24 protein-coding genes and 1 tRNA gene are annotated in these 24,644 nt (G+C 72.1%); 5 read left to right on the forward strand and 20 right to left on the reverse strand.

The genetic code is table 11. The annotated features are described in order from the left end of the window. Nucleotides 1-57 precede the first annotated feature (57 nt). Nucleotides 58-1,395 carry a winged helix-turn-helix domain-containing protein gene (locus NQ165_RS03960; RefSeq protein WP_257531488.1) on the forward strand — a complete coding sequence of 446 codons (1,338 nt, stop codon included), beginning with the start codon at nucleotides 58-60 and terminating at the stop codon, nucleotides 1,393-1,395. Then, a complete protein-coding gene (locus tag NQ165_RS03965; protein WP_257531490.1) occupies nucleotides 1,392-2,306 on the forward strand; it encodes a hypothetical protein in 915 nt (304 codons plus the stop codon). Before NQ165_RS03960 ends, NQ165_RS03965 begins: the two co-directional genes overlap by 4 nt. 7 nt (nucleotides 2,307-2,313) lie before the next feature. Here the strand turns inward: NQ165_RS03965 and NQ165_RS03970 are convergent, their stop codons facing one another. The 14 genes from NQ165_RS03970 to NQ165_RS04035 all read right to left on the reverse strand — a co-directional run bounded on the left by NQ165_RS03970 (nucleotide 2,314) and on the right by NQ165_RS04035 (nucleotide 15,061). After that, nucleotides 2,314-3,387 carry a DNA glycosylase AlkZ-like family protein gene (locus NQ165_RS03970; protein ID WP_257531492.1) on the reverse strand — a complete coding sequence of 358 codons (1,074 nt, stop codon included), beginning with the start codon at nucleotides 3,385-3,387 and terminating at the stop codon, nucleotides 2,314-2,316. A 1-nt stretch (nucleotide 3,388) separates the two neighbouring features. Further along, nucleotides 3,389-4,276 (reverse strand): M48 family metalloprotease, encoded by an 888-nt coding sequence (locus tag NQ165_RS03975; RefSeq protein ID WP_257531494.1) that lies wholly within the window; start codon nucleotides 4,274-4,276, stop codon nucleotides 3,389-3,391. A gap of 70 nt (nucleotides 4,277-4,346) precedes the next feature. Beyond that, on the reverse strand, nucleotides 4,347-4,916 hold the full coding sequence (locus NQ165_RS03980) for a LemA family protein (protein WP_257531496.1): 570 nt from the start codon (nucleotides 4,914-4,916) through the stop codon (nucleotides 4,347-4,349). A gap of 84 nt (nucleotides 4,917-5,000) precedes the next feature. Next, a complete protein-coding gene (locus NQ165_RS03985) occupies nucleotides 5,001-6,314 on the reverse strand; it encodes a D-arabinono-1,4-lactone oxidase (protein ID WP_257531499.1) in 1,314 nt (437 codons plus the stop codon). Further along, entirely contained in the window at nucleotides 6,311-7,540 is a 1,230-nt protein-coding gene (locus NQ165_RS03990) for an alanine racemase (RefSeq protein WP_374940922.1), read from the reverse strand. Before NQ165_RS03990 ends, NQ165_RS03985 begins: the two co-directional genes overlap by 4 nt. A gap of 27 nt (nucleotides 7,541-7,567) precedes the next feature. Beyond that, nucleotides 7,568-7,640: transfer RNA gene (locus NQ165_RS03995), tRNA-Leu, on the reverse strand. A 54-nt stretch (nucleotides 7,641-7,694) separates the two neighbouring features. After that, nucleotides 7,695-9,116, reverse strand: coding sequence for an NAD(P)/FAD-dependent oxidoreductase (locus NQ165_RS04000; protein ID WP_257531766.1), 1,422 nt, complete (start codon nucleotides 9,114-9,116; stop codon nucleotides 7,695-7,697). A 25-nt stretch (nucleotides 9,117-9,141) separates the two neighbouring features. Continuing rightward, nucleotides 9,142-10,437: a S8 family serine peptidase gene (locus tag NQ165_RS04005; protein ID WP_257531501.1), complete on the reverse strand. Its 1,296-nt coding sequence runs from the start codon at nucleotides 10,435-10,437 to the stop codon at nucleotides 9,142-9,144. After that, nucleotides 10,434-10,955, reverse strand: a complete 522-nt coding sequence (locus NQ165_RS04010; protein WP_257531503.1) for a DUF501 domain-containing protein — start codon at nucleotides 10,953-10,955, stop codon at nucleotides 10,434-10,436. Before NQ165_RS04010 ends, NQ165_RS04005 begins: the two co-directional genes overlap by 4 nt. 36 nt (nucleotides 10,956-10,991) lie before the next feature. Beyond that, entirely contained in the window at nucleotides 10,992-11,495 is a 504-nt protein-coding gene (locus NQ165_RS04015; protein WP_257531506.1) for a septum formation initiator family protein, read from the reverse strand. 33 nt (nucleotides 11,496-11,528) lie between these two features. Then, the gene (gene eno, locus NQ165_RS04020; RefSeq protein WP_257531508.1) at nucleotides 11,529-12,809 is read right to left on the reverse strand and encodes a phosphopyruvate hydratase; all 1,281 of its coding nucleotides are present in this window, start codon (nucleotides 12,807-12,809) and stop codon (nucleotides 11,529-11,531) included. A 109-nt stretch (nucleotides 12,810-12,918) separates the two neighbouring features. Next, nucleotides 12,919-13,587 (reverse strand): O-methyltransferase, encoded by a 669-nt coding sequence (locus tag NQ165_RS04025; protein WP_257531510.1) that lies wholly within the window; start codon nucleotides 13,585-13,587, stop codon nucleotides 12,919-12,921. A gap of 50 nt (nucleotides 13,588-13,637) precedes the next feature. Further along, the gene (locus NQ165_RS04030; protein WP_257531513.1) at nucleotides 13,638-14,669 is read right to left on the reverse strand and encodes a DUF1648 domain-containing protein; all 1,032 of its coding nucleotides are present in this window, start codon (nucleotides 14,667-14,669) and stop codon (nucleotides 13,638-13,640) included. Further along, a complete protein-coding gene (locus tag NQ165_RS04035; RefSeq protein ID WP_257531515.1) occupies nucleotides 14,666-15,061 on the reverse strand; it encodes a GntR family transcriptional regulator in 396 nt (131 codons plus the stop codon). Before NQ165_RS04035 ends, NQ165_RS04030 begins: the two co-directional genes overlap by 4 nt. Before the next feature lie 91 nt (nucleotides 15,062-15,152). Here NQ165_RS04035 and NQ165_RS04040 point away from each other — a divergent pair, with 91 nt between their 5' ends. Next, a complete protein-coding gene (locus NQ165_RS04040; protein WP_257531517.1) occupies nucleotides 15,153-15,626 on the forward strand; it encodes a DUF4442 domain-containing protein in 474 nt (157 codons plus the stop codon). Nucleotides 15,627-15,630: 4 nt separating this feature from the next. Here NQ165_RS04040 and NQ165_RS04045 read toward each other — a convergent pair whose 3' ends face one another. The 5 genes from NQ165_RS04045 to NQ165_RS04065 all read right to left on the reverse strand — a co-directional run bounded on the left by NQ165_RS04045 (nucleotide 15,631) and on the right by NQ165_RS04065 (nucleotide 19,700). Beyond that, entirely contained in the window at nucleotides 15,631-16,170 is a 540-nt protein-coding gene (locus NQ165_RS04045; RefSeq protein ID WP_257531519.1) for a hypothetical protein, read from the reverse strand. Then, complete coding sequence (locus NQ165_RS04050) at nucleotides 16,167-16,421, reverse strand: hypothetical protein (RefSeq protein ID WP_257531520.1); 255 nt, start codon at nucleotides 16,419-16,421, stop codon at nucleotides 16,167-16,169. The genes NQ165_RS04045 and NQ165_RS04050 overlap by 4 nt, the downstream gene beginning before the upstream one ends. A gap of 73 nt (nucleotides 16,422-16,494) precedes the next feature. Next, nucleotides 16,495-17,766, reverse strand: a complete 1,272-nt coding sequence (hisS, locus tag NQ165_RS04055; RefSeq protein ID WP_257531769.1) for a histidine--tRNA ligase — start codon at nucleotides 17,764-17,766, stop codon at nucleotides 16,495-16,497. A 39-nt stretch (nucleotides 17,767-17,805) separates the two neighbouring features. Further along, nucleotides 17,806-18,423 (reverse strand): MazG nucleotide pyrophosphohydrolase domain-containing protein, encoded by a 618-nt coding sequence (locus tag NQ165_RS04060; RefSeq protein ID WP_257531771.1) that lies wholly within the window; start codon nucleotides 18,421-18,423, stop codon nucleotides 17,806-17,808. Nucleotides 18,424-18,497: 74 nt separating this feature from the next. Next, nucleotides 18,498-19,700: a Na+/H+ antiporter NhaA gene (locus NQ165_RS04065; protein ID WP_257531523.1), complete on the reverse strand. Its 1,203-nt coding sequence runs from the start codon at nucleotides 19,698-19,700 to the stop codon at nucleotides 18,498-18,500. A gap of 132 nt (nucleotides 19,701-19,832) precedes the next feature. Here NQ165_RS04065 and NQ165_RS04070 point away from each other — a divergent pair, with 132 nt between their 5' ends. Next, a complete protein-coding gene (locus NQ165_RS04070) occupies nucleotides 19,833-22,502 on the forward strand; it encodes a phosphoenolpyruvate carboxylase (RefSeq protein WP_257531525.1) in 2,670 nt (889 codons plus the stop codon). Nucleotides 22,503-22,514: 12 nt separating this feature from the next. Here NQ165_RS04070 and NQ165_RS04075 read toward each other — a convergent pair whose 3' ends face one another. Continuing rightward, nucleotides 22,515-23,114: a gamma carbonic anhydrase family protein gene (locus NQ165_RS04075; RefSeq protein WP_257531528.1), complete on the reverse strand. Its 600-nt coding sequence runs from the start codon at nucleotides 23,112-23,114 to the stop codon at nucleotides 22,515-22,517. 171 nt (nucleotides 23,115-23,285) lie between these two features. Between NQ165_RS04075 and gdhA the strand changes: the two genes are divergently transcribed. Then, complete coding sequence (gdhA, locus tag NQ165_RS04080) at nucleotides 23,286-24,623, forward strand: NADP-specific glutamate dehydrogenase (RefSeq protein ID WP_257531773.1); 1,338 nt, start codon at nucleotides 23,286-23,288, stop codon at nucleotides 24,621-24,623. Nucleotides 24,624-24,644: the final 21 nt, after the last annotated feature.

A 24,644-nucleotide genomic window follows, 5' to 3' on the forward strand; every position in this document is an offset into this window, starting at 1 on the left:
CCGCCCGCATGACCGCGCGCGAGAGCAGCGTCGGTGGGGTTGGGTAGGCTCGCGGCCGTGACCACCGCCACCGGCCTGCAGCGCCCGCGCGATCTCAGCCGCGCCGAAGCGCGTCGCATCGCCCTCGCCGCGCAGGGCTTCGCACGGCCCCGCCCGGGCACGGTGGGCACCCGTCAGCTGAACCTCGCCCTCGCGCGCATGGCGACGCTGCAGATCGACTCGGTGAACGTGTTCGCCCGATCGCACTATCTGCCGCTGTTCTCCCGCCTCGGACCCTACGACCCGGCGCTGCTCGATCGACTGCTGTTCTCCCGCGGCGGCCGCTACACCGAGTCGTGGGCGCACATGGCCTCCTTCATCCCGACGTCCGATTGGGGGCTGTTCGCCTTCCGCCACGAGGCGATGCGCGAACGGTACCTGCGCCGCGATGCGGAATGGTTCCGCGCGCACGGCGACGTCGTCGATGAGGTGCGCGCGCAACTGGCCGCGCGCGGGCCGCTGCGCGCCGCGCAGATCGACCACGCGTCACGGGTGGGCGGGCGAGGCCCGTGGTGGGACTGGGACGTGGTGAAGAGCGCACTGGAGTATCTGTTCCTCTTCGGCGAGGTCGCCATCGCCGGGCGGCGTGGCTTCGAGCGGCGCTACGGCCTCGCCGCCGACGTCATCCCCGAGGCCGCGCGCACCCCCGTCGCCCGCGACGAGGCGATCCGCGAGCTCGTCGGGCGCGCGGCCGCGGCGTACGGGGTGGCCACCGCTTCCGACCTCGCGGACTACTGGCGCATCCGCGACCGCGCAGCGGTGATGCAGGCGGTGGGTGAGCTCGCCGACGCCGGCATCCTGCGCCCGGTGACGGTGGAGGGCTGGCAGGCGGCGGGGCGCCCGGCGAAGGCCTGGCTGCATCGGGATGCCGCGCTCCCCCGCCGCATCGACGCGGCCGCGGTGCTCACGCCGTTCGACCCGCTGGTGTGGTTTCGCGACCGCGCCGAGCGCCTGTTCGACTTCACCTACCGCATCGAGATCTACACCCCCGCGGCCGAGCGCCGCCACGGCTACTACTCGCTGCCGGTCCTCATCGGCGACGACGTCGTCGGCCGGGTGGATCTCAAGGCCGACCGCGCCCGATCGACCCTGCTCGTGCAGTCGGCCTGGTGGGAGCCGGGGCGGCCCGCGCGGGCTGCGGAGCGACTCGCCGACGAATTGCGTGCCGCTGCGCGGTGGCAGGGACTCGAGAGCATCTCCGTCGGCCGCTGGGGTGACGCGGCCGACGAGGTCGCCGGCGCCCTCGGCGACGCCGAGCGGCACGACCGGCAGACGGAGCCTGCGGCCGCCACGCCCGCATCGGCGGGCAGCCCGGACGGTGCGGCGACCGACGCCGCCGCCACGGTGACGGGATGAAGCGGGGAACGGTCATCGGGGTCGTCGCGGCATCCGCCGCCGCGGCGGTCGCCGTCGGCGCGCTGGTCTGGACGCTCACGCGACCGGGTGACGCCGACGACGCCGCCCTCGCCTACCTCGACGCCCTGCAGACGGGGGACGTCGCCGCGCTGCAGTCGCTGCTGCCCGATGATGCCGACGCGGCCGCTGCGCTCGATGCGTTCGCCGACGCCGATGCCCGCGTCGAGGGCGCCGAGATCATCTCCCGAACGACGCACGACGACGTCGCGTCCTACACGGCGGACGTTCGGCTCGGCGACACCTCGGGGACGCTCGGCTTCGCGCTGCGCGCCGACGACGGCGCATGGCGGCTCGACTCCGGCGCGCTCATCACCGTGGACGTGGCAGTGTCCCTGGGCACCGCCGTCGCTGTCGGCGACGTGGTGCTTCCCCTCTCGCCGGACGGCGAAGTGCGGCTGCTCCCCGGCGGGTACACCCTGCACGCGGCGCCCGCGCGCTTCCTCGACGGCCAGGCGCAGGTGAGCGTGCTCGCCGACGATGCACCGGCAGCGACGATCGACGCCACCCTGTCCCCCGATGCCGCCACGCTCGCCCAGCCGCAACTCGACGCCTACGCGCGGACGTGCGAGGGCTCCCGCGCTGCGCTCCCCGAGGACTGCGGTCTGCACGTGCCATGGGCGGCCGACCTCGCGACGCTGACCGAGGTCGTGGTGAAGGTGCAGTCCTCCCCCCAGCTGTCCCTCGACGCCGATGCGCTGTCGTTCCTCGCGACCGGCGGCCAGGTGGTCGCCACGGCGACCGGCACTCTGCCCGGCGGCGGCGTCGCGTCGTTCACCTACCGCGACGACGACTGGACGCTGCGCGGAGCCGTGCGTTTCGACGGCGATGAGATGCTGCTGCAGCTGTTCTGATCCCGCGTCAGCCCCAGCCCTGCAGCTCCAGTCCCAGCCAGGACGCCAGCGCCTCGATCTCGGTCGTCACGGCCGCACGCGCCCGGTCGTCGAAGCCGTCGTCCTCGTGCACCGCGTTGACCCGCAGCACGCCGGCGCGTCGGTCGGCCCGCGCATCGAGCTTGCCGACGAACCGGTCGCCGTGCAGGATCGGCAGCGCGAAGTAGCCCCACCGTCGCGCGGATGCCGGTTTGTACATCTCCAGCAGGTATTCGTACCCGAACAGGGTCTGCAGCCTGCTCCGGTCGGCGACGAGCGCATCCAGCGGCGAGACCAGCACCGTGCGCCCGGCGAACGCCGCGGGGTCCTCGAGCGCCTCGGCATCCACCCGCCACGTCCCCTCGGTGTCCTCGACGACGGCGGCGACACCGACCTGGGCGTCGGCCCCCTTCGCGCGCACGATCCCCTGCGCGGCCAGGCGCCGCTCGGCCAGCTCCCGTGCGGCATCGGCCTCGGCGACGTCGGGGAGGTCACCGGGGTACACCCTCTCCGCGATGTCGAACAGTCGTCCCTTCGCGTCGCGCCCCCACACGGCCACGTCGCCTCGGGCGAGGAGGATCTCGAGCATCTGCGTGGTGTTGCGGCTGTGGGTCCAGCCCGTCGACTGCCACGATTCCTGCGCGCTGTCGGGGATCTCCGCGGCGTGCAGCGGGCCCTCTGCGCGGAGGCGGTCGAGCACCTCGCGGCGGAAGCCGTCGTTGGCGGTGAACCACTCCCGTGTGCGCGGGTACTCCGGCCGCGGCGCCATGATCGCCCGGTACAGCGGCAGGTCGGACATCAGGCGGTACGAGCCGTCCCACTCGAACAGATCCCGGTCGCCCTCCACCGCCTGCCGCAGGTCGGCCGGCAGGTAGGGCCAGCCCAGGCGGCTGTACAGGATGTGGTCGGCGCTGGGCATGATCGCCGCCGTCGGATCGACCGGCACCACCGTGAGGGCGTACGCCACCTCGACGATGCCCGCCGGGCGCGGCTCGCTCAGCAGCTGGGCGCGCACCGCCAGCCGGCGTGCGTCGCGACGCGACAGCCGCACCGGCCCGGGCATCTCAGAACCGTCCGCCGATGGTCTCCAGGCGCTCGATGCGATCCGGCAGGGGCGGGTGGGTGGCGAACAGGCGCGCGACGCCCCCGGAGGGAAGCGGGTCGGCCAGCCACAGGTGGGCCATCGACGTGTTGGCGCGCTGCAGCGGCTGTGCGGCGGTGCCGATCTTCTCCAGCGCGGATGCCAGCCCTTCCGGATCGCGCGTCGTGAGCGCCCCGGTGGCATCGGCGAGGTACTCCCGCTGCCGCGAGATCGACGCCTGCACGACCGCGGCCACGAGCGGGGCGACGAGGGCGGCGACGATGCCGAAGAGCAGGAAGATCAACTGGGACTGATTGTTGCCGCCGCGCCGGCCGCCGCCGAAGAAGGCCATGCGCAGCACCAGGTCGGCCAGCGCCCCCACCGCCACGACCAGGCCGAACACCACGAGTGAGACGCGGATGTCGTAGTTGCGGATGTGGGCGAGTTCATGCGCGAGCACGCCCTCGAGCTCACGGTCCGTGAGCAGCTCGAACAGCCCGGTGGTCACCGTGATCGCGGCTTGCTCGGGCGTGCGCCCCGTCGCGAAGGCGTTCGGCGCCGGGTCCTCGACGACGTAGAGCCTCGGCATGGGCGTTCCCGTGGTGATGCAGAGGTTCTCGACGAGGCGGTGAAAGCGCGGCGCGTCGGTCGCCGAGACCTCCACCGCACCCGACAGGGCGAGCGCCTCGCGGTCGGCGGCGAAGTACTGCACCGTGGCGTACCCGACCGCGAACACGAGCACGAACGCGGTGATCCACCAGTTGTTGCCGGCGAGCCAGCCGGCGAGCACGCCCACCGCCCCGATCGCCAGCACGAACCCGATCAGGATGAACCAGGTGTTGCGCTTGTTGCGGGCGATGGCGGAGTACACGACGTCTCAGCTCAGCGGGGCGCGGTCGCGTCGGGACAGGGCGGGGCGCTGCGGCATCCGCGCCCTGAGGTCAAAACTGAACCCGCGGCGGCTCCGCGATCGCGGCGCCGTCGAGGACCTCGAAGAACTCGCGCTCGTGGAACCCGAGGTTGCGGGCGAAGAGGTTGTTGGGGAACACGCGGATCTTCGTGTTCAGTTCGCGCACGCCGCCGTTGTAGAACCGGCGCGAGGCCTGGATCTTGTCCTCGGTGTCGACGATCGACTGCTGCAGGTGCAGGAAGTTCTGGCTGGCCTGCAGCTGGGGGTAGGCCTCGGCCACGGCGAACAGGGACTTCAGCGCCTGCTGCATGTGCCCCTCGGCCACGCCCGCGTCTGCGGGTCCGGTGGCCGACAGCGTCTCTGCGCGGGCCCTCGTGACGTTCTCGAACACCGCCTTCTCATGCGCGGCGTAGCCCTTCACCGCCTCGATGAGGTTGGGCAGCAGATCGGCGCGGCGCTTCAGCTGCACCGTGATGTCGCTCCAGGCCTCGTCGACGCGCACGTTCAGCGAGACCAGCGAGTTGTACGTCGCCCACAGGTACACACCGACGATGACGACCAGCGCCACGACGATCAATACCGGGATAAGCCATTCCCACATGTGTACCTGACTCCCCTCCGAGTGTGTCTACATCCTAAGGGAGCGCTTGAGGCCCGACAGGACCAGCCTGCGCACTCCCAGCCGTTACCCACCGAGCACGCGGTCGAGATAGGGGTTGCTCAGCATGCGTGCCGGATCGAGGCGGTCGCGGAGCGCGATGAAGTCGTCGAAATGCGGGTAGCGCTCGCGCAGGCGCGCGGCATCCAGCCCGTGCATCTTGCCCCAGTGGGGCCGCCCGTCATGGCGCAGCATGATCTCCTCGGCAGCCTCGAAGTACTCCGCGGGATCCTCCCGCCAGTAGCGGTGCACCGCGATGTACCCCGTGGGGCGACCCGACGCCGTGGACAGCCACAGGTCGTCGCCCGCGGCGATGCGCACCTCCACGGGAAAGGAGATACGCCACCGGCGATCGGCGACGAGGGCGCGCACGTCGGCGAAAGCCGCGCCGAGCCGATCGACCGGCACGGCGTACTCCATCTCTCGGAAGCGCACGGTGCGCCGCTGGGTGAACACGTCCGGCGCCACGTCGGTGTACTCCCGGTCGCCGGTGAGCCGGGTGGCCAGGCGATTCACCGGCGGCACGAGGGCCGGGACGGCGGCGCCGGCGGCGCAGGTGGCCCGGTACAGGCCGTTGGCCAGCAGAGACTCGTCCACCCATCGCCCCAGGCCGGGAAGCGGCCGGCGCGGCGCCGAGCCGGGGAGCCGCACGTTCGTCTTCGTGAGCGCCCGATCGGTGCCGGGGAACCAGTAGAACTCCACGTGATCCGCCGCCTCCAGCCGCCCCGGCAGGTCGGCGGCGACCAGCTCGAGCGGCTCGGGCCGCTCCACGGCGTGAAGCAGAAAAGTCGGCACGCACTGCAGGGTGACCTCCACCAGGATGCCGAGTGCCCCCAGCCCCAGCGCGACGGCCGGCAGCAGCTCGGGCTCGTGCGTCTGGTCGACCGTCAGCAGCTCCCCGTCCGCGGTGACGAGGGTCGCACCCACGACCTGCGTCGCCAGGCCGCCGAAGCGCGCACCGGTGCCGTGGGTGCCGGTGGAGATGGCGCCGGCGATGGTCTGCCGGTCGATGTCACCGAGATTGGCCATCGCCAGGCCCGCGGATGCCAGCAGGCGCGGGATGCGGTGCAGGGGCGTTCCCGCCCGCAGCGTCGCCCGCGCGCGATCGCCGTCCACCGACACCAGTCCGGTGAGCGCCCCGAGATCGAGCAGCACGCCGGGGGCCACCGCGATGGGCGAGAAGCTGTGCCCGGAGCCGACCGCCTTCACCTGCAGCCCCCGGCGAGCGGCGGACTGCACGGCGCGGCGGACGGCGGCGACCGTGGCCGGCCGCTCCACGCGCTGCGGGCGCACCCGCGCCGAACGGCCCCAGTTCTGCCACGTGCCTCCCGGACGGGTCACAGGAACGCCCTGCCCTCGCCACGGTAGGTCGGCACCTCGCCGACCACCCGGTCGCCGTCGACGAGGTGGTAGCTGTCGACGCGCTCCGCGAGCTCCCCGCTCTTGGCGTGACGGAACCAGACCCGGTCGCCCACCGCCATCGTGCGTGCGGCTTCGCCCTGCAGCGGGGTCTGCACCTCCCCCGCCCCTTCCCGGGCGAGCGTGCGCAGCCCGGCCGGCCACACCGGGGCGGGCTGGCGCGACGCGAGCGCGGGGCCCGAGGCGATCCACCCGCCGCCGAGCACCGTGACGATGTCGGGGGCGGGCTTGCGCACGACCTCCAGCGCGAACGCGGCCGCCGGAGCCGGAGCGAAGGCCCGGTACCCGTCGAAGAGATGGCCCGCCAGCAGCCCGCTGCCCGCCGTCACCTCGGTGACGGCCTGGTCTGCCGCGGTGTACTCCAGCGAGCCCGTGCCACCGCCGTTGACGAATTCCAGCACGGCCATGTCCTGCACGGCCGCGACCACCGCACCGCGGCGGTCGCGCAGTTCGCGGCCCGAACGACGCTGCATCCAGCGGATCACCGCGTCACCCGCCCCGGCGGCGTCGGGCTGCCCGGCGATCTGGGCCTCGTACATCATCAGCCCCACGAGGCGGAAACCGGCCCGTCCCGCCACCTCTCTCGCCAGGGCGGCCGCCTCGCCCGGGTGGTGCACCGGCGAACGCCGCACGCCCACGTGGCCGAGGCCGGTCGCCTGCCACGACGCGTCCACGTCGAGCGCGACGCGCAGCGGGGGACGTCGCCCGGGCGCGACCACGGCGTCGATCAGGTCGAGCTGCGCGGGATCGTCGACCATCAGCGTCACGCGGCGGGCCGCCTCCTCATCGCCGGCGAGCCGGGCCAGCGCGGAACGGTCGGCGGTCGGGTAGCCCATCACCACGTCGTCGCAGGTCTCCGCGAGCCACAGCGCCTCGGGCAGGGTGAACGCGAGGATGCCGCGATAGCCGTGAACGCGCTGCACGGCATCCTGCACCGCGCGAACGCGCACCGACTTGCTGGCCACCCGGATCGGCACCCCGCCGGCGCGCACGACGAGGTCCAGCGTGTTGGCCCGCAGCGCGGGGATGCTGATCGCGGCGACGGGACCGGACAGACCGGCGATCGCCGCCGTCATCGACTCCCAATGACCGGCTGCGCCCCCACGGGCGGTGGCGCGGTCGGGGGCGGCGGAGATCAGGTCGAGCACGAGGACAGCCTAGGGCCGACGTCGGGGTACCCCCGGTGGGACTCGAACCCACACTGAAGCGATTTTAAGTCGCCTGCCTCTGCCATTGGGCTACGGGGGCGCGGCGCGGTCAGCACCGCCGCCCCACATTAGCGTGGCGCCGTCGGCACGCCGGTCAGCGTGCGGCGGGTGCGGACTCCGGAGACTTGCCGGCGTCCTCGGCGACGACCGACTTCGGGTCGATCGCCGGCGACTCCGGGGCCGCCGCGGGCTGAGCCGGACGCGGCCGGGCGGCGAACTCCTCGAAGACGTAGCGCGGGTTCTGCACGGCCTGCAGCGACACGTTGTCGCGGTTGAGCCAGAAGTTGTGCCACCAGTCGCCGATGACCCGCCACTTGCGCTCCCACGACGGCATGGCCATGCCGTGGTAGCCGCGGTGCGCGAACCACGCGATGAGTCCCTTGAGGGCGATGTTGCCCGACTGGAACACACCGTTGTACAGCCCCAGGCCGGCGACGGCACCGAGGTTGTGGTGGATGTACTCCGAGGGGAGCTCGCCACGCAGCACGGCGGTCAGGTTCTTCGCCAGCAGCTTGGCCTGACGCACGGCGTGCTGGGCGTTGGGCACGCAGTAGCCGCCGACGCCCTTGCCGGTGAGGTCGGGGACGGCCGAGATGTCACCGGCGGCCCAGGCCCCCTCGACGATCTCGTCCTCGGTGCCGACCCGCAGGTCGGGACGGGTGCGGATGCGGCCGCGCTCCTCGACGGGCAGGTCGCTGCCGCGCACGACGGTCGGGTTGGCCATGACGCCGGCGGTCCACACGATCAGGTCGGTGGGGATCACCTCGCCCGTGGACAGCTCGACGTTGCCGTCGACGGCACCCTTGACCTGCGTGTCCAGGTGCACGTTGGCGCCCCGCTTGGCGAGGTCCTTCAGCACCCACTCGCTCGTCTTCAGCGACACCTCGGGCATGATGCGCCCCATCGCCTCGATGAGGTGGAAGTGCGTGTCCTCGAAGGTCAGCTGCGGGTAGTTCTTCAGCAGCGACGAGGCCAGCGCCCGCATCTCCGCGAACACCTCGATGCCGGCGAACCCACCACCGACGACGACGACGGTCAGCAGGCGGTCGCGCTCGGGACCGGCGGGCAGGTTGGCGGCGAGGTCGAAGTTGGTGAGGATGCGGTCGCGGATCGCGACGGCCTCTTCGACGCTCTTCAGACCGATCGCGTTCTCGGCGATGCCGGGGATCGGGAAGGTGCGCGAGACGGCGCCGGCGGTGACGACGATCTGGTCGTACTCCTGCTGCCAGGGCTCACCCACGGCGGGCGTGATGGTGGCGACCTTGTTCGCGTGGTCGATGCCGGTCACCTTGGCGGTGACGACGCGGGTGCGCTTGAGGTGGCGACGCAGGCCGACCACGACGTGCCGGGCCTCGATCTCGCCTGCGGCGACCTCGGGGAGGAAGGGCTGGTACGTCATGTACGGCAGCGGGTCAACGATCGTGACCTCCGCTTCGCCCTTGCGCAGATGCTTCTCGAGCTTCCATGCGGTGTAGAAGCCCGCGTAGCCTCCGCCGACGATGAGGATCCGAGGCACGATGCTGGTCACGGGAAGAGAACTCCTAGATTGGGCGGCTCGACGCGCGGTACGTGCGCGCCGATCGGATGCGCCGGGCAGCAGCGGTGACACCGAGCGCCACCAGTATACCGGCCAGGGTGGTCACGGCCAGCGGAAGCGAGCCGTAGATAAGCGATTCCTCCGACGGCAGCAGCGGGGATGCCGGGCGGGAGACCGGGTCGGCGGCGGGGAGCGACGGGACCTCCACCGGCTGCGCCGTCGGCTCGGGAACGGGCGCGGCATCCGCTCGCCGGTAGATGCGGATCCAGTCACTGAGGTTCCCCATCGGGTTGGCCTGCACCGCCGCGACAGGGGCCGAGACCGCGGCTGCGGCGTCGACGAGCCCGTAGCCGTAGAGCGGGTCGGGCACCGACGACGCGCCCGCCGCCGGCGACGCCGTGCGCACGATGCGGTTGATGACGTTCGCCGCGTCGAGGTCGGGGTGGGCCGCTCGCACCAGCGCGGCGATGCCGGCGACGATGGGCGCCGCGCCGCTCGTGCCGTTCCACATCACCACGTCACCCTCGGGGGAGACGCCCAGCAGGTCCTCGCTGGGGGCGGAGACGCCGATCGTGATGCCCTGGGTGGACGCCTCGATGCTGGCAGTGCCGGTGCGGTCGACGCCGCCGACGGAGAGCACCCCGGGAATGGTGGCGGGCGCGCCGACGCGGTCGGTGCCGCTCCCCCGGTTTCCCGCCGCGACGATCACCACGACGTCGTTCTCGGCCGCATACAGGAACGCGTCGTCCCAGCTCTGCGGCCAGTCGAGGGTGTTGGTGGTGAACGACAGGTTGATCACGTCGGCATCGTGATCCACCGCCCACCGCATCGCATCGGCGACCTGGTCGGTGAAGGGCGTCGCGGCCGCCGCGCCGAACGACAGCGACAGCGACAGCAGCTGCGCCTCGGGCGCCACGCCGATGACGCCGGCGTCGGGGCCCGTCCCCCGCCCGGCGGCGAGCGAGGCGACGAGGCTGCCGTGCGCGGCATCCACCGCACCGACCGGTGTGCGCCCGTCTGCCGAGCCGAGGCCGGAGAAGTCGGCGCCGTCCACCACGCCGCCCAGTTCCACCGGTCCCCGCGCGATGCCGGTGTCGATCACCGCGATGCGGGTGCCGGCCCCCCGGGTCGTCTGCCACGCGTCGCGGATGCCGTAGTCATCGAGCCAGTACTGCGCCGTGCGCACCGGATCGGCCTGGATGTCGGGAGTCGGCGTCGGGGTGGGCGTGGCCGTCGGCACGGCGCCGAGCATCCCGGACGTCGCCAGCACCACTGCGGCCGCGGCGAGGCGGCCGTTCATGGCGTGGGCCCTCCCGGGTGAGCGCACGTGCACCGCTCGGGCGACCACTCGGACATCTCCAGCGCCCGGTCGCCGATCGGGTTGACCCCCGGTCCCGCGGCCAGGGCATGGCCGGCGAGGGCGTGCAGGCACTTCACGCGCGTGGGCATGCCCCCCGCGGAGATGCCGGCGATCTCGGGCACGTCGCCGTAGGGTGCGCGGTCGCGCAGATACGCCTCGTGTGCCCGGGCGTACGCGGCGGCGAGGTCGGCGTCGGCGGCCAGCTCGTCGGAGAGCTCGCGCATCACCTGGGTGGCCTCCAGCGTCGACATCGCCGCGGTGGCGCCCGGGTGCGTCAGGTAGTAGAACGTCGGGAACGGGGTGCCGTCGGGCAGGCGCGGCGCCGTGGCGACGACGGTGGGGTTGCCGCACACGCAGCGCGCGGCGATGCCGAGCACCCCGCGGGCCGGTCGTCCCAGCTGCTCGCGGAGCACCGCGAGATCGTCGTCGTCGGCAGGGTCGAACGGCGGGGTGGTCACCTCATCAGGTTATCGCGCGCTCCTGGACAACGCCCGTCACGGGGCGGGCTGATCCTGCGGAGCGTCGGGGACGCCGATCTCGTATGTGACGGTCTCGGTGACACCTGCCGTCGTGATGGAGCGGATGAGCCGGGTCATCCAGTCACTCTCGGTCTCCTCGACCTCGGAGCTCACGGGTGCCTGCTCCTGCGGGAGCTCGACGGCGGGGAGGTCGTTGTCCACCAGGAACACCACTTCGCCGGGATGCGTGTAGTACAGCCGTTCGCGCGCCTGCGTCGTGATGTAGGCCGGGTCGCCCCAGCGGTCGCGGGATGCCTCCAGTTCGGCGACCTCCTGCTCCCCCAGCGTCACCGCGCGCTCGAGGCCCGCGATCTGCTGGCGCTGCTCGAGGTACATGCCGAACGTGGGGACCAGCACGAAGGCGGCCAGCACCACCAGCCCCAGCATGATGAGCATGAAGCCCGACAGGCGGATGCCGCCCAGCCACTGCCGCACGTCGACCTCGCGGGAACGAGAAGAGGGAGCCGTCAGTCTCGCCACGGCTCCCCCTCTCATTCGGTCTGCGTCGTGCGCTTATCCCTTGAAACGGGGGAAGGCGGAACGGCCGGCGAACGTCGCGGCGTCGCCGAGCTCCTCTTCGATGCGCAGAAGCTGATTGTATTTCGCCACGCGCTCGCTGCGCGCGGGCGCGCCGCTCTTGATCTGACCGGAGCCCACGGCGACCGCGAGGTCGGCGATGGTGGTGTCCTCGGTCTCGCCGGAGCGGTGGGAGAGCATCGTGGTGTAGCCGGAGCGGTGGGCGAGGTCGATGGCGTCGAGCGTCTCCGACAGCGTGCCGATCTGGTTGACCTTCACCAGCAGCGAGTTGGCGGCACCGCGGGCGATGCCGTCGGCCAGGCGCGCCGGGTTGGTGACGAACAGGTCGTCCCCGACCAGCTGCACCTTGCGGCCGAGCTGCTCGGTGAGGGCGGTCCAGTTGTCCCAGTCGTCCTCGGCGAGCGCGTCCTCGATCGTGACGATCGGGAAGTCGTTCACGAGACCGACGTAGTACTCGGTGAGCTCGGCGGCCGTCCAGTCCTTGTTGTCGAGGCGGTACACCCCGTCGTTGAAGAACTCGGTGGCGGCCACGTCGAGGCCGAGCGCGATGTCGGCGCCGGGCGTGAAGCCGGCCTTCTCGATCGCGCGGACCAGGAACTCCAGGCCCTCGCGGTTGCTCGGCAGGTCGGGGGCGAAGCCGCCCTCGTCGCCCAGGCCCGTGGCGTAGCCGGCGGCCTTCAGCTCGCTCTTGAGCACCTGGTAGACCTCGGCACCCCAGCGCAGCGACTCGGCGAAGGTCTCGGCGCCGATGGGCGCGAGGAAGAACTCCTGCATGTCGATGCCGTTGTCTGCGTGCTCGCCGCCGTTGATGACGTTGAACAGCGGAACGGGCAGAACGTGCGCGTTGGGTCCGCCGAGGTAGCGGAACAGCGGCAGGTCCGAGCTGTCGGCCGCAGCCTTGGCGACCGCCAGGCTCACGCCGAGGATGGCGTTGGCGCCGGTGCGCGACTTGTTCTCGGTGCCGTCGGTGGCGATGAGGATCTCGTCGACGATGCGCTGCTCGCTCGCGTCGATGCCCTCCACGGCCGGGCCGAGCTCGTCGATGACGGCGTTGACGGCCTTCAGCACGCCCTTGCCGCCGTAGCGGCTCTTGTCGCCGTCGCGCAGCTCGTACGCCTCGAATGCGCCGGTGGATGCGCCGGAGGGGACGGCCGCACGCTGGACGATTCCGTCGTCGAGCAGCACCTCCACTTCGACGGTGGGATTGCCGCGCGAATCCAGAATTTCTCGCGCGCCTACAGCCTCGATCAGTGCCACGGATGACTCCTTTGTTGTGGAGGGTGGATCTCGGGAACGTCGTCGGTCCGTTGTTCCCCACTCTACTGACGACCGCGGCACCGCCACAGGCCACCGGCCGTGGGAATGGCTAGACGACGAGGGCGACGGCGATGCCGTCCCACCCTTTGGCGTCGAGTGTCTGGATGGCGGTCGCGTCGAAGCGCGGGTCGCTCCCGAGCTGCTCGAGGCCGCGCTGGGTGCCGATCACCTGCTCGTCGGTGGTGTCCGGATCGGCCACGCGGCCGCCACGGCCCACGTTGTCGACGACGACGACGGTGCCCGGATGACCCAGCCGCGCAGCCCAGTCGAGATAGAGCGTGTTGGATTCCTTGTCGGCGTCGATGAAGACGAAGTCGAACGGCTCCTGCCCGGCCAGGGTGGGGAGCACGTCGGCGGCGCGACCGATGAGGATCTCGACCTTGCCGCCCACCCCGGCGCGGTCGAGGTTGGCCCGCGCGACGGCGGCATTGTCCGGCTCGGCCTCGATCGTGATGATCCGACCATCTGCAGGGATGCCGCGGGCGAGCCAGATGGTGGAGTAGCCGCCGAGCGTGCCGATCTCCAGCACGCGGCGCGCGCCGCTCATGCGGGCGAGCAGATGCAGGAGCTTGCCGTTGACGGGCGCGACCTCGATGGCCGGCAGGCCGGCGCTGTTCTGGTGGGCGATGGCCTCTTCCAGTGCGGTGTCGTGGCCGACGAGGGTCTCGGCGAAGTAGCGGTCGACGCGGCTCCAGGCCTCCGGGGTGGGTTCGGTCATGCCGTCCACCCTCGCGAACGGCTCGCCACCCGGTCAACCCCGGGAGCACGTCAGAGGGGCGGCCGCGCCGTGCGCGCCCGCTCGACGATGGCCTGCAGCACCGCGGCGCCGGTCTCGGCATCGTCGACCGTGATCACGAACCGTCTGCCGTCGCGTCGCGTGACCTGGATCGCCTCACCGGCGCGGGTGATCACGCCGAACGCGCCCGGTCGCCAGCGCCACCCCCAGCCGCCGAAGTCCGCGGTCGGGTTCACGGAGACCACGGCGACATCACGGATGCCGCGGGGGTCCAGGCGCCAGCGCGGCACCCCGGCGAACGCCCGCACCGTCAGCCCACGAGAGTCCACGACCACGCGATAGGCCGTGCCCGTGGCCACGAGCAGAGTCACGACGGCGCCGGACGCGAGCGTGATCCACCCCGCCGCGCCGTCACCGGTCAGCAGCAGCACCACGCCGAGCCCGACGGTGAACAGCGCCGCGCCGACCAGCAGAGCCAACGGCAGCCCGGCCACCATCGCGGTACGCACCCAGACGGCGCTCTCCTCGTCACGCAGGTCGAGTGCATGGGCGGCCTCGCCCTCGACCGGCGGCGCGGTCTCGCGCGGCTGCACCCACCAGCCGGCCAGCCCGCACGCCAGCCCCGCGACCGCGGCAGCCAGCAGGGGCAGGCCTGCCCCTGCCGTCGCCTGACCGGGGCCCGTGGCCTGCGCCGCGACGAGCACTGTCGACAGGACGCTGAGGAACGCCACCGTGGCGAGCACCATCGCGGCGACGAATCGGCTATTCGCAGTCGGAGCCGCCGGTCGCCCCACCCGGCGGGCAGCAGCACGATCGGATGCCAGGGCCGTGCCGGACAGCAGCGCCGGCAGGCCGACGCCCAGGGCGGCCGTCAGCACCGGGAACGACCACGCCGGCCCGAACCCGTCGGGCGTGCCGCGGAAACCCCAGTGGACCGCGACGGTGGCATCGAGGTTCGGCAGCATCACGAGCTGCAGGACCGCTGCGACGAGCGCGAGGGCGATCGGGGCGATGAGGGCGACGATGATGAAGCGTCGGCGGGCGTCGACAGGGCGTCGTGTCACGGTGTCGGCCTTTCCTGGGTGTGCGGGACGCGGACGGTGGACGCGGGGGCCAGGTCGGCGATCAGCGCGGCGAGCGTGTCGGGGGCGATGCCGGCGTCGGCGGCGCGGGCGACCAGGGCGGCCAGCTCCGCGCGCAGCTCGACCACGCGCGTCGCGGCGTCCGTCACGACGGCGCCCCTCCCCCGCCGCAGCTCGATGAGACCTTCGTCGCGCAGCTGCTGGTAGGCGTGCAGCACGGTGTGCAGGTTCACCCCGAGCGACGGCGCGATCTGCTTCGCCGACGGCAGCCGCTCTCCGGCGCGCACCCGACCCGTCGCGATCTCCGCGCGCACCGAGGCGGCGATCTGCGCGAAAAGCGGTGCGTCCGCGCGCGGACCGATCCTGATGAGCATGGCCCTATTCTAGGAGAACTAGAACAATAACGATTGTGCGGATCCACCGAGGATGTGCGAAACCTGTGCGCATAGGCCACAATTCCCACTCATGCGCATCACACCCCGACGCCTGTCCATCGGCATGAGCCTGTGGGCGCCGAACCTGTTCAGCGGCATCCGCGTGCGCCGCTTCGCGCCGGACTGGACCAGTGCCACGGTCGAGCTGCACGTGAACGTGTTCACCCGCAACTACGTGAAGACGGCCTTCGGCGGGTCGCTTTCGGCGATGACCGACCCGTACTTCTTCATGCTGGTCATGCACCAGCTCGGTCGCGATCACGTCGTCTGGGACACCCGGGGCGAGATCGAGTTCCTCAAGCCCGGGCGCGGTGTGCTGACGGCGCACTTCGAGGTTCCGAAGGAGAAGGCGCAAGAGCTGCGCGAGCGCGCCCGGGGCGGGGCGAAGGTGCTCGAGTGGTTCGAGACCGAGATCAGGGATGCCGCGGGCGATGTCGTCGCACGCGTGCGCCGCGAGGTCTACGTGCGCGAGAAGCGGCGGGTGACCGCGTCGGCGAGCGGCTGACCGATCACGGCGACTCCGGCGGGATGCCCCGGTCGCGCACGAGGTAGAGCCAGGGGAAGGCCCGGCATCCGATCTCCCAGCCGTCGCGCTCCTCGGCCGCGAGCGAGGAACGCCAGAAGAGGCGGCGGTGCTCCCACTGCGTGTCGGTGCGACGCATGCGGTGCGAGAGCATGCCCACCTCGACGGTGCGCCAGCCCATCCGCCCGGCGGCGTCGAGCTCGGCCATCTCGTCGAACGCGGTGACGGGACCGAGCCACCGTTCCGTGTCGGAGGCGGGTGCCGCCGCGCTGGCCTCGACCACGGCGCCGAAACGCTGCTGCGCGGCCTGGCGCGACATCCCCAGCTCAGCACCGATCGCCGCCCAGCTCGCTCCCCCGGCGCGGGCCGCGGCGACCGACCGCTGCAGGATCGCCCGGGCCTCCCCCTCCGCCCGCGCGGCGGCGCCGATGAGGGCGAGGTGCTCCGGCAGCCCGATGTCGGACGTGTCGTCGACCTGCGCGGCTGCGAGCACCGCCCGGCCGACGGCGTCGGCCAGCTCGCTCACGCCCGGTCGTCCCGACTGGGAAGCCAGGCCGCCTGCGGCACGGCGCGGCGGATGCCGTCACCCAAGCCCCAGAAGTACGCGCCCACGGCGATCAGGCCGATGCCGGCGCCCTGCGCCGCCCCGCCCCAGAATCCGCGCCACTCCAGCGCGATGGCGACGAGCAGCAGCACCGCCCCCGCGAGCATGCCTGCGATGGCGACCCACTTGACCCGTGCGATGGCGGCGGACGCTCGATTGCTGATCTGCTTCATAGCGTCAAGGTATCGTTGACATCGTGAAGCTGTCAACCGATTCTTGACATTGGCCCGCGTCGGCGGGATGGCGTCAGCCGAGCGGCTTGACCTCGACCTCGCCCGGGGCGGCACCGGCCGACACGGTCGCGAAGGCGGTGTAGCCGTCGTTCGCCGCGCGCTCGAGCAGTCCCTTGAGGTTCTTGGTCCGCTGCTCCAGGCGCACCCGCGTGCCGGATGCCACGAAGGCCGCCTTGTGCGCGAGCAGCTCGGCCACCGGCACATCCCGATCATGGACGAGCACCACGCTCGCCGCGTCCGCGGCGACGGATGCCGACAGCAGGTCGACGATGCGCTCGAATCCGATCGAGAACCCGACGGCGGGCACCTCCTGGCCGAGGAACCGACCGATCATCCCGTCGTAGCGGCCGCCGCCACCCAGCGAATAGGTCACGCTCGGGTGGGCGAGCTCGAAGATGGTGCCGGTGTAGTAACCCATGCCCCGCACGAGGAAGGGGTCGAACACGAGCGGGATCTCCCCGCCGGCGCCGCGTGCCGCAGCGACCGTCTCCCCCAGGCCGACGAGGTGCGCGATGATCTCGTCCGGAACGCCCTCGGGCAGCGAGGCGCGGATCTGGTCCTCGCCGAAGGGCCCGTCTCCGCCGCCGGCCACACCCGCCAGGAACTGCTCGAACGCGTCGACGGCCGCGCCGGTCGCGCCGCGCTCGCGCAGCTCCGCGGCGACGCCCGCCGGGCCGATCTTGTCGAGCTTGTCGATCGTGATGAGCACGCCGGGGCGCTCGTCGGCGGCGAAGCCGAAGACATCGAGCATGGCGTCCAGCAGTCGGCGGTCGTTGATGCGGATGGAGCCGCCCTCGAGACCGAGCGCGTCGAGGGCGTCGAGGCTCGCCACGATGAGCTCCGCCTCGGCGCGTGCCGAAGCGTCGCCGATGATGTCGATGTCGCACTGCACGAACTGGCGGTAGCGGCCCTTCTGCGGGCGTTCCGCGCGCCACACCGGGGCGATCTGGATCGAGCGGAAGACGCTCGGCAGCTCGGCGCGGTGGCTGGCGTAGAAGCGCGCCAACGGCACGGTGAGGTCGTAGCGCAGGCCGAGGTCGGCCAGCGCCGCGACGTCGAGCGACGGCTGCTCGGCCGCGGCGCGCACCGCGTCGGCATCCAGCCCGCGCTTGAGGATGTTGAAGGCGAGCTTCTCGTTGTCGCCGCCGATGCCGGCATGCAGGCGCGAGTACTCCTCCATCACCGGGGTCTCGATCTCGTCGAACCCGTGCGCGCGGTAGCGCTCGCGGATCACGGCGAGCACGCGCTCGCGACGGGTCTTGTCTGCGGGGAGGAAGTCGCGCATGCCGCGCGGCGGATTGACGGATGCCACGGAATGATTCTCTCAGGATCCCGGCGTCTGCTCCGCCGCACGGATCTCGCCCTCGAGAACCCGCAGGCGCTCGCGCAGCGCCCGCTCGGCGTCCCACCCGTTCGCGCGGGCCGTCGCCACCAGCACCAACAGGGCGTCGCCGAGCGCCGCCTCGTCGGTCGGGGCGGATCCCGGCGACGCGGCAGCGCCCGCGGGCGCGACACCGACGGCCGCCGACTTGCCCAGCAGCTTCTGCGCGAGGGCGAGCGACGGCATGTGCCGTGACACCCCATCGAGCACACTGGTGCGGGCGTGCTTCTCGGCTGCCTTGGCGGCGTTCCAGTGCACGAGCACCTGCTCGGGAGTGGTGGCGATCTCCCCGGCGAAGACGTGCGGATGCCGGCGCACCATCTTCTCGGTGAGGTCGCCGGCGACGTCGTCGATGTCGAACGGGTCGTCGGGATCGCCGGCGGCGACCTCGGCGTGGAACAGCACCTGCCAGAGCAGGTCGCCCAGCTCCTCCCGCAGGTCGGCTCGGGACCCCGCCTCGACGGCATCCACCAGTTCGGCGGCCTCCTCGACGAGGTAGGGCACGAGCGCGCGGTGGTCGATCTGCTGGGTCCACACGCACCGCTCGCGCACCGCGTGCATGGTGTCGGCGGCTGCGCGCAGGGCGTCGGCGGGAGGCTCGGTCTGCGATGTGCTCACCCGCACCATTGTGCCGCTCAGTTCAGCTGACCGCCGGTGGGCGAAGGCGGTTCCGGCGCCTGCTCGCGCTCCGCCTGCGACCGGGCGAGTCGCCGATAGTGGCGCGCGCGCTCCGAGACCAGCAGCGCGGCGACGATGAGCGAGATGCCCGAGCCGGCGAGCACGCCGAGCGTGGCCTCGTCGCGCACGAGAGGATCGCCGACGAACGCCAGCTCCGACAGCAGCAGCGACACCGTGAACCCGATGCCGCCGAGCGACCCCGCGGCCAGCAGGTCCCGCAGCGACAGATGGGGCGCGGCCCCCCGGTTGCCGATGCGCAGCGAGAGCCACCCGAACACGGTGATGCCGATCAGCTTTCCCACCGGCAGGCCCACCACGACGCCCCAGAAGGCCGGAGACAGCTCCGCCGGCGACACCTGCGGAATGACCACCAGGGCGGCCGAGAAGGCGAACAGCGGCAGCACGATGCCGTTGACCCACGGCTCGAGCGCGTGCCGGGCACGCAGCGCCGGGCGCTGGGCCATCGCCAGTCCCAGTGCGACCCCGGCGAGGGTGGCGTGCACCCCCGAGAGGTAGACCAGCACCCACGTCGCGATGCCGAGGATCACCAGGATGACGGCGATCGGCACGCGGGCCCGGGTGTCGAGCCTGCGACTGAGCACGCCGAAGAGGATGACCACGAGCATCGCGACGGCCAACAGCCCGATGTTGACGTCGGTGGTGAACAGCACGGCGATGAAGACGATCCCGACGATGTCGTCGAGGATCGCCAGCGCCAGCAGGAAGATGCGGATGCCCGACGGCAGTCCCTTGCCGAAGACGGCGAGCACCCCGAGCGCGAAGGCGATGTCGGTGGCGGTGGGGATGGGCCAGCCGGCGGCGACGTCGGAGCCGCCCGCGAACATCAGGAACACGCCGATCGGCACCAGAACGCCGCCGGCGGCGGCGATGGCCGGCTGCAGCGCCTTGCGCGCGGAGTTGAGCTCGCCGTTGGTCAGCTCGAACTGCAGCTCGACCGCGACGACGAAGAAGAAGACCGCCAGCAGTCCGTCCTGCACCCAGTGCCCCACCGACAGCTCGAACACCCCCGGGATGCCGAGGTGTGTCTCCTTGAGTTCGAGGACGGCACCGCCGAGGGGCGTGTTCGCGATGACCAGGGCGGCGATGGCGGCCGCGAGCAGGATGACGGCGGGGAAGCGCGCCGAGCGCAACAGGGACATAGGACCTCCAGGGGTCGGAGTCAGCAGCTCCGCCCTCGAGTCCCGAGGACGAGCCGACCAGACTTCCCGGCGCACCGCCGCCCATCGTAGCGAAGCGAAACGCGACCGCGGGCTCGCGTTAGCGTTGAACCCATGCGTGATGTCACCCCCACCGAGGCCATCGATCTGGTCGGCCGCTTCGAAGCCGGTCAGGAACTACCCGAGCAGATGCGCGCCGACGTGCGCCTGCTGGGCGGTTTGCTGGGCGATGTGCTGCGCGAGAGCGGCTCCCCCGGGCTGTTCGACGACGTCGAGCGGCTGCGCACCGCGACGATCCACGCCTACACCGACGAGTCGGATGCCGCAGCCGCCCGCGCCGCGGCCATCGCCGACGGGTTCACGCTCACGCGGGCCGAAGAAGTCGCGCGTGCCTTCACCTGCTACTTCCACCTCGTGAACCTGGCCGAGGAGCACCAGCGCGTGCGCACGCTGCGCGAGCGCGCCGCCGACCCCGACGCCGCACCGGTGGACACGGTCGCTGCGGCTTTCACCCGGCTGTCGGAGGAGGTCGGCGACGACGTCGCCCTGACACGGCTGCAGGCGCTGCGCTTCCACCCCGTGTTCACCGCCCACCCGACCGAGGCCCGCCGACGCGCGGTGTCCACGGGAATCCGTCGCCTGGCGGATCTGCTGGTGGAGCACGACACGACCGCCCCGGAGGGCGCCGACCGCACCCGGGTCGAGGGCCGCATGCTCGAGGAGATCGACACGCTGTGGCGCACCGCGCCCCTGCGCCCCGAGAAGCCGTCGCCCACCGACGAGGTGCGCTCGGTCATGGCGGTGTTCGACGAGACCCTGTTCACCACCGTGCCGCAGGTCTACCGCCGGGTCGACGACGCGCTGCAGGGCCCCCTCGCCGGCAGCCGGCCCCCGCTCGTGGCGCCCTTCGTCCGGCTGGGCACCTGGGTCGGCGGCGACCGCGACGGCAACCCGTTCGTGACCGCGGCCGTCACCCGCCGTGCCGCCGCCATCGCCAGCGAGCACGTGCTGCTCGGTCTCGAGCGTGCCGCCAGCCGCATCGGCCGCGCGCTCACCCTGGATGCCACGACGACGCCTCCGAGCGACGAGCTGATCGCCCTGTGGCACCGGCTGCGCGCGGGCGACGAAGACGCGGCGGCTGAGATCGCCAAGCGCTCCCCCAACGAGCCGCACCGGCGGGTGCTGCTGCTGATCGCCCGGCGGATCGCGGCCACCGGCGCCCGCAACGCCGACCTCGCCTACGCCGATCCCGAGGAGCTGCTCGCCGATCTGCGGGTCATCCAGGATTCCCTCGTGCAGGGCCGCGCCGCGCGGCAGGCGTATGGGGCCCTGCAGCAGCTCATCTGGCAGGTCGAGACCTACGGCTTCCATCTGGCCGAGCTCGAGGTGCGCCAGCACTCCGACGTGCACGCCCGCGTGCTCGCCGAGCTCGAGGCCGGCGGGGCGCGCAGCGACCTTTCCGAGGAGGTGCTCGACACCTTCCGTGCGGTGGCCTTCGTGCAGCAGCGCTACGGCGCCCGCGCTGCGGGTCGCTACATCGTCTCGTTCACCCGGTCGGCCGAGGACCTCCTCGCCGTGCACCGCCTGGCCCGGTTCGCCGTCGGCCCGGGCGGCACCCCGCCGGTGCTCGACGTCATCCCCCTCTTCGAGACGTTCGCCGACCTTCAGGCCGCCCCCGGCATCCTGGCCGAGGTCGTCGAGCACCCGCAGTTCCGCGAGCGGCTCGAAGCGACCGGGCGGCGCATGGAGGTCATGCTCGGCTACTCCGACTCGTCGAAGGACGTCGGGCCCGTCGCCGCCAACCTCGCCCTGTACGAGGCGCAGGCGAAGATCGCGGCCTGGGCGCGCGAGAACGACATCGAGCTCACCCTCTTCCACGGCCGCGGCGGAGCCCTGGGCCGCGGCGGAGGCCCCGCGAACTCGGCCATCCTCGCCCAGCCGCCCCACTCCGTCGACGGCCGGTTCAAGCTCACCGAGCAGGGCGAGGTGATCTTCGCGCGCTATGGCGATCCCGCCATCGCGATGCGTCACATCGACCAGGTGGCCGCGGCGATCCTGCTGGCATCCGCGCCGTCGAACGAGCAGCGCAACAGCGCCGCCGCCGAAGAGTACGCCGACGTGGCGCGCACGATGGACGCGGCGTCGCGGGAGCGCTTCTTCTCGCTGGTGAAGGCGCCCGGATTCGCCCCGTGGTTCGCCACCGTCACCCCGATGGAGGAGGTGGGCCTGCTCGCGCTGGGCTCGCGTCCGGCCCGTCGCGGTCTGTCGGTGGAGTCCCTCGAGGACCTGCGCGCCATCCCGTGGGTGTTCGCGTGGACGCAGGCGCGCATCAACCTCGCCGGCTGGTTCGGGCTGGGGACGGCGCTCGAGGCCGTGGGCGACGAGGAGCGGCTCCGCGGCGCGTACGAGCGCTGGCCTCTGCTGCGCACGCTCGTCGACAACGTCGCGATGAGCCTCGCCAAGGCCGACCCGCGCATCGCGCGGCAGTACCTCGACCTCGGCGACCGCCCCGACCTGGCCGCGCTGGTCATGGACGAGATGACCCTCACCCGCGAGTGGGTCGTGCGGCTCACGGGCGGAAGCGGGCTGCTGGCGGGCAAGCCCGTGCTGCAGCGTGCCGTGAAGATGCGCAGCCCTTACGTCGATGCGCTGTCACTGCTGCAGCTGCGGGCGCTGCGGGCCCTGCGGGACAACGGCTTGACCGAGGAGGATGCCGCCGACACGCGGCACCTGCTGCTGCTGTCGGTCTCGGGCGTCGCGGCGGGGCTGCAGAACACCGGGTGAGTCCGCGGGCGCTCAGTCCAGGCGCCGGTCGTGCTCGTGGCGGGCGAGGGAGCGGGCGTACCGCTCGGTGAGCTGCGCCATGAGGTCGGGGGTGTCGCGGTCGAGCCCGAACACGTAGCCGGGGAAGTCCAGCTCCTGCTGAGCGGCCCAGATCTCCTCGTGGCGCTCCGGCGGCAGGATCTGCATCGGGTTGCCGACGGCCACCCACCCGATCGGCACCACGGTGCGCTCGGGGAGCGTCGTGCGCAGGTGCACGACGGCGTTGATCCGCACCTCGCTGCGCGCTCCGATTCGGGCGCCGTTGAAGACGCGCGTGCCGGTGGCGAGGAACACCTCCTCGCCGATCGTGGCACCCGAGATGCTCGCCATCGGACCGACCAGCGTGTGGTCGCCGACGCGCACCGCGTTGGTCGACGTCGCACGCACCAGGGCGTTCTCCATCACGATCACGTGCGCCCCCAGGCGCACCGGCCCGCCCTCGGAGGTGATCACCGCCCCGTGCAGCACCTGGCAGTCCGGACCGATCTCGACGTCGCCGCTGATGACCGCCGTCGGCGCCACGACCGCGTCGGAATGGATACGGGGCGCCGCCCCGAGATGCTCGAACCGCACGTGCTCCCACCTTCCGGACGGCCACGTCGCCGCCCGACCGCCAGCGTAGGGCGGAGGCGTCACATTCGTCGAGGCCTCGGGAAAGCGCGGGTAGTGTTGATTGGGCCGTTTCGCACGGTCTGCCTCTCCCGTCGGCCAGAAAGCTCCACCGTGACCGAAACCCTCGCTGTCCTGCCTGCCTCCGTCCGCGACGTCTACGACGCCGTCGTGACCCGCGACCCCCACGAGCCCGAGTTCCAGCAGGCTGTCCACGAGGTCCTGTCCTCCATCGCCCCGGTGCTCGAACAGCATCCGCAGTTCGTCGACAACGGCATCCTGGAGCGCATCGTCGAGCCGGAGCGGCAGATCATGTTCCGCGTGCCGTGGGTCGACGACGCCGGGCGTCTGCATGTCAACCGCGGCTTCCGCGTGCAGTTCTCGTCGGTGCTCGGCCCGTACAAGGGCGGGCTGCGGTTCCACCCGTCGGTGAACCTCTCGATCATCAAGTTCCTCGGGTTCGAGCAGATCTTCAAGAACGCGCTGACCGGTCAGGGCATCGGCGGTGCCAAGGGCGGCAGTGACTTCGACCCGCACGGCCGGTCGGATGCCGAGATCATGCGGTTCTGCCAGTCGTTCATGAACGAGCTGTACCGCCACCTGGGCGAGCACACCGACGTGCCCGCGGGCGACATCGGCGTGGGCGCCCGCGAGATCGGCTACCTGTTCGGCCAGTACCGCAAGGTCACCAACCGCCACGAGTCCGGCATGTTCACCGGCAAGGGCGTGCAGTGGGGCGGCGCAGAAGTGCGCACCGAGGCCACCGGCTACGGGGCGGTCTTCTTCGCGCAGGAGATGCTGCACGTGCACAACGACTCGCTCACCGGAAAGCGCGTGGCCGTCTCCGGCTCCGGCAACGTCGCCCTCTACGCGATCGACAAGGCCTACCAGCTGGGAGCCACGCCGGTGACGGCATCCGACTCCTCCGGCTACATCGTCGACGACGCCGGCATCGACCTCGCGCTGCTGCGCCAGGTGAAGGAGATCGACCGCGCGCGCATCTCGACCTACGCAGCCCGTCGCCCCAGCTCCCGCTTCGTCGAGGGCAAGCGGCCGTGGGAGGTGCCGGTGGACATCGCGATCCCCGCGGCGACGCAGAACGAGCTGGACGACACCGACGCCGAGGCACTCATCGCGGGGGGCGTGCGCGCGGTGGCCGAAGGCGCGAACATGCCGTCGACGCCCGCTGCCGTGGCCGCGTTCCAGCGGGCCGGCGTGCTCTTCGGCCCGGGCAAGGCCGCGAACGCCGGTGGCGTGGCGACCTCCGCGCTGGAGATGAGCCAGAACGCCTCGCGCCAGCGCTGGAGCTTCGAAGACAGCGAGCGCAAGCTGCACACCATCATGAAGGGCGTGCACGACGCCGCCTTCCACGCCGCCGAGCGGTACGGCCACCCCGGCGACTACGTCGTGGGCGCCAACTCGGCCGGCTTCGAGCGCGTCGCGCACGCGATGCTCGCCCAGGGCGTCATCTGACCACGGCCGCGTGACGCGTCC

It is taken from the genome of Microbacterium sp. zg.Y1084, from assembly GCF_024623595.1.
GTDB lineage: Bacteria > Actinomycetota > Actinomycetes > Actinomycetales > Microbacteriaceae > Microbacterium > Microbacterium wangruii.